General features: G+C 72.2%; 3 protein-coding genes. All 3 read right to left on the reverse strand.

Annotation, left to right across the window (positions count from 1 at the left end; translation table 11 throughout):
• Positions 1-1,557: AI-2E family transporter (locus tag FOE67_RS15880; RefSeq protein ID WP_182664799.1), on the reverse strand; the 1,557-nt coding region annotated here is incomplete at its 3' end.
• A gap of 235 nt (positions 1,558-1,792) precedes the next feature.
• On the reverse strand, positions 1,793-2,548 hold the full coding sequence (locus FOE67_RS15885; RefSeq protein WP_461110335.1) for an aggregation-promoting factor C-terminal-like domain-containing protein: 756 nt from the start codon (positions 2,546-2,548) through the stop codon (positions 1,793-1,795).
• A gap of 814 nt (positions 2,549-3,362) precedes the next feature.
• Entirely contained in the window at positions 3,363-4,697 is a 1,335-nt protein-coding gene (phoH2, locus tag FOE67_RS15890) for an RNA 5'-3' helicase PhoH2 (protein ID WP_182664802.1), read from the reverse strand.
• Positions 4,698-5,178 lie beyond the last annotated feature (481 nt).

Raw genomic sequence — 5,178 nt, forward strand, 5'->3', positions numbered from 1 at the left:
GCCCCGATCGGGCTCCCGCGATCCCCCGCCCCCGCCGGAGTCCTCCCGCTCCCAATGGGGGGCGAGGGCGGCGATGGTGGCCCCGCTGCGCCGCGGATCGGAGCGGACCACCACCTGGTCGTGGTAGGCCCGCAGATAGGTCACCACGGTGTTGAGCACCGCCACCAGCGGCACCGCCACCACGGCGCCCGGGATGCCCGCCAGCAGCGTGCCCGCCGTGACCGTCAGCACCACCGCCAGCGGGTGCACCCGCACCAGGCGGCCCAGGATGAAGGGTTGCAGGATCTGGCTCTCGATCTGCTGGACCAGCAGCACCACGCCGAGCACCAGCACGGCGGTGACGAAGCCCTCCGTCACCAACGCCACCAGCACCGCCAGGGCCCCGGAGAGGATCGCGCCGAGGATCGGGACGAAGGCCGTCAGGAAGACGATCACGGCCAACGGCACCGCCATCGGCACCTGCAGGATGTACAGGCCCAGACCGATGCCGATCGCGTCGATGAGCGCCACCAGCACCGTGCCCCGGACGTAGCCGGTCAGGGTGATCCAGGCGCGCGGACCGGCACCGGCGACGGCCGGGCGGGCCGAGGCCGGGATGAACTTCAGGAACCAGTACCAGATGTTGCGCCCGTCGTAGAGCAGGAAGAGCACCACGAAGAGGGTCACACCGGCGCCGGTGAAGAAGCGCACCGCGTAGTTGGCGCCCTCCAGGCCGGCGGTGGTCAGTTCGGCGCTGTGCTCACCGATCCACTGGTTGACGTTGTCCACCACCTGGGTGATGTCCTCGTCGGACACCCCGAAGGGGCTGTCCAGCACCCAGTCGCGCAGTTCGTTGATGCCCTCGGTGACGCTCTCGACGAGGTCGTCGACGTTCTCCATCACCTGCCAGACGACGAACCAGCCGACCAGGCCGATCACCCCGAACCCGGTGAAGGAGGTCACCGCCGTGGCCGCGCCGCGCCCCAGTCCCGCCCGCTTCAACCGCCCGGTGAAGGGCTGCAACAGGGCGGTGATCAGCAGACCGGCCGCGAAGGAGATCACCAACAGGCTGATCGCGCCGATCACCTGGACGAGGATCCACACCGTCGCCGCGAGGACCAGCAGCCGCCAGCCGAGCTCGGAGGCCACCCGCAGCCCCCAGGGCAGGGCCTCCGCCGGGGCCGGACGGTACGGCACGCCGCCGGCGGCGGGGCTCGCGCCGGGATGGTAGCCCACGGGCGGGACGTGCCCGGCGTCCACGTCGGCGGCGGCGTCCTTGCGGGCGGCGGCGACGTTGGCTGCGGAGGTGCGGGCCTGGACCGCCCGGGTGTCCTCGTCCCCCTCCACCAGCGGGCGCTCGGCGGCCACCGCCGCGTCGTGCCCCCCGCCGGCCGTGGAGTCGGCCGCCTCCGCGCCCGCACCGGCCGTGGTGCGCTCCGGCCCCTCCGGGTCCTCCTCCACCCGCCGGGCCGCCTCCTGCTCGCGTCGCTCGCGCTCGCGCTCGGCCGCGTCGCGGTAGCTGGAGAATCGCTCGGCCACCCGCGACAGACCGGATCTCAGCCGGTCGAATGCGGACATCGCTCGCTCACCTCTTCCCCCCGGAGGCCGCGGGCCGCTCCGGGATTCCCCCTGGTCCGTGCCCCCGCGCCGGCACGGCGGCCGACCGTCGGGGATCGGGGATCCGACGTTACCCTGTCGATCCCCCGAACGGGGGCCGGGCACGACCGGGACCCCGAGGACCCCCGTGTCGTGGGACGACACGGGGGTCCTCGGGGTTGATCACGAAACGGCGACGGGGACGGGGCCCATCGACTCAGTACCAGTGGTTGGCCTGCCAGAACTCCCAGGCGCCGCAGGGGCTGCCGTAGCGCTCGTTCATGTAGTTCAGGCCCCACTTGATCTGGGTGGCGGGGTTGGTGCGCCAGTCCGCGCCGGCGGAGGCCATCTTGCTCGCGGGTAGCGCCTGCACCAGGCCGTAGGCGCCCGAGCTCGGGTTGGTCGCCGTGTGGTTCCAGCCCGACTCGCGCTCGATGATGTTGGAGAAGCACTGGTACTGGCCCGCGCCGACGATCTCCATGGCCATCGCCTGGATCTCGGCCTTGGTGTACGAGGCCTGCACGGGGGCGGAGGCGGTGCTCTGCGGGGCGCTCGCCGTCGCCACCTCGGCCGCGGCGGCGGCCTCGGCCGCCTCGCGCTCCGCCTTCTCCTTCGCCTCGCGCTCGGCCTTCTCGCGTGCCTCGCGCTCGGCCGCCTCGCGCTTGGCCGCGGCGTCCTCGGCCGCCTTCAACCGGGCCGCCTCCTCGGCGGCACGCTTGGTCGCGGATTGGGCGACCTCGCCGTGGAACTCGGCCTGGCGGGTCAGCGATGCGGCCTGCACCCGGGTGTCGGCGGCGGGAATGTCCACCAACAGCGACGCGTCGGCCGTCAGGGTCGAGGTGTCGGCTGCGATGGCCTCCAGGGTGTCGACACCACCGAGTTCGTCCCCCGAGGCGACACCGACGGCAGCACCGACGGTGGTCACCGCGGTGGCCGACGCCACTGCGAATCCCCGGACAGACATCCGGCTCACACGGTTTCCTTCCACCATCGCCCGCGTGGGTGACCCCGCGGACGCAATCGTGCCCCTGACACGGGCCTCCCCCGGACATCCGGTGACGGGAGGCGCGGGCCCGGTGCGGCTCCGGCGCCGAGGGCGATCCGGAGCCCGCGTGGTACTCGGGCGGCATACGGCTGACGTCTGTTCAGTTGTGAGGCGTACGCCGCGAGCCGGGTCGATCCGCCCTCCGGCGGATCGGTTCGGCGCCGCGGTGGTGCCGTATGCGGGGCCTGACAGACGCACACCCTGCCGGAGACGTCGCACCGGAAGCAATTCGTGACCATGTGGGAAAGCTCACACGCGGTTTGTGAACGCGGACTTGCGGAAACCGAGCAGTATTCCTCCGATTGGGCGCTACTCTTCCGCCCGCACCGCCGGGGAACGATGAACACACCGCTCTTTCCCGCTGTTTGCCGCCCCTTCCCTCCACCAGCACCCGGAGGGCGCGAATCGGGAACGAAGGGCTCAAAGGCGCCCGTCAACCGATATGCCACAGGGGCACCCATCGGGGAATCCGCACACCTTTTGATGACCCATTGGCCTTCTCGCTCCAATACATGCGCAAAGGGCGTATTCCCCCCTCACCCCTTCCCTCGTGTCTCCCCTCCTGTCTCCCCTCGTGTCTCTGACGCGCCTCTCCCGTGCCTCCCCTTCATCCCCCGCTCCACATGCCGGCACCCGTCCCGGGTGCACACGCCCGGCCGGCCGGCCGGGCGTGTGCACCCGGGACGGCCCGGGGCCGGTCACCGCGAACGGCGACCGGCCCCGGACGGGACCCGACATCGGGTCAGATGCGGCCCTCCTCCAGCATCTCCGTGACCAGCGCGGCGATCGGCGAACGCTCCGAGCGGTTCAGGGTCACGTGCGCGAAGAGCGGGTGCCCCTTCAGCCGCTCCACGACCGCCGCCACCCCGTCGTACCGCCCCACCCGCAGGTTGTCGCGCTGCGCCACGTCGTGCGTGAGCACCACACGGGAGTTCTGACCGATCCGGGACAGCACGGTGAGCAGCACGTTCCGCTCCAACGACTGCGCCTCGTCCACGATCACGAAGGCGTCGTGCAACGAGCGGCCCCGGATGTGCGTCAACGGCAGCACCTCGAGCATCCCGCGGGCGGTGATCTCCTCGATCACCTCGCGCGAGGTCACCGCCGAGAGGGTGTCGAAGACCGCCTGCGCCCAGGGGTTCATCTTCTCGGCCTCGGTACCCGGCAGGTAACCCAGGTCCTGACCGCCCACCGCGTACAGCGGCCGGAAGACCATCACCTTGGAGTGCAGCCGGCGCTCCATCACGGCCTCCAGGCCGGCGCACAGCGCCAGCGCGGACTTACCGGTACCCGCGCGACCGCCCAGCGAGACGATGCCCACCTCCGGGTCGGAGAGCAGGTCGAGCGCCACCCGCTGCTCCGCGCTGCGGCCGTGGATGCCGAACGCCTCCCGGTCCCCGCGCACCAGCCGGATGCCCCCGTCGGCGGTCACCCGCCCCAGCGCGCGCCCGCGCTCGGAGGCGATCGTCAGCCCCGTGTGCACCGGTAGCCCCTCCACCGCGGGGTCGCGGACGTACTCCGTCCCGAAGAGCTCGTCCACCGTCTCACCGGGCAGGGTGATCTCCGACATCCCGGTCCACCCGGACTCGGTGATCGCCAACTCGGCCCGGTACTCCTCCGCCCGCAGCCCCACCGAGGACGCCTTGATGCGCAGCGGCAGGTCCTTGGAGACGACCGTGACGTCGTGGCCCTCCGCCTGGAGGTTGCGGGCCACCGCGAGGATCCGGGAGTCGTTGTCGCCCAGCCGGCCCCGGTCGTTGAGCATGGTGGGGGGCAGGATGGTGGGATCCGAGTGGTTCAACTCGACCCGTAGGGTTCCGCCCAGTTCCCCGATCGGCAGCGGCTCGTCCAACCGGCCGTACCGGACGCGGTGGTCGTCGAGCCGCCGCAGCACCTGGCGGGCGAAGTAACCCAGCTCCGGGTGGTGCCGCTTGGCCTCCAGCTCCGAGATCACCACGACGGGGAGCACCACCTCGTGCTCGTCGAAGCGGGTCAGGGCCGACGGGTCGGCGAGCAGAACACTGGTGTCGAGGACGTACATGCGCCGCTCGGAGGGGCGCTTCTTGCTGGTCACCACGTGTGGACGAACCCCCTCGAATGAGGTCGGTGAAGCCCGGTGACGGGGGAACGGTCGCCCCGACCGGTACTTCCCCGCACGTGTGCCCCGACCACACCACACCTGTTCGCCGCCGGGGCACCTGCCGGGCGCGGGGGGCGACCGCCCCCCGGCTCCGGACGTGCCGGCACGGACACGAACGGGAATGGGCGGAGGGAACCGGCACGGCGGGGGAGGCCGGCGGGAACGGCCGGGCACGCCCGGCACCGAGGGATCGGCCGGTCGGGACCCGCTGCGCGCGGGCCGCGGACCGGCCCTTCGCGTCTTCGGCGGTGCGCAAACGGACCTCCCGGCGGACCGAGGGCAGTGCATCGGTCCGCCCACAACATGCCCCCCGTGACCGGCGGTCATGCGCGGGCGGCGCCGTCGGGCTCGAACGGACGAGGGAATTCGGGGTGCCCGGCGGGCGACGGGGAGGGGACCGGAAGGGGTCACGGGGTGT

The sequence above is a fragment of the Streptomyces calidiresistens genome (assembly GCF_014141525.1).
Classification (GTDB): Bacteria; Actinomycetota; Actinomycetes; order Streptomycetales; family Streptomycetaceae; genus Streptomyces; species Streptomyces calidiresistens.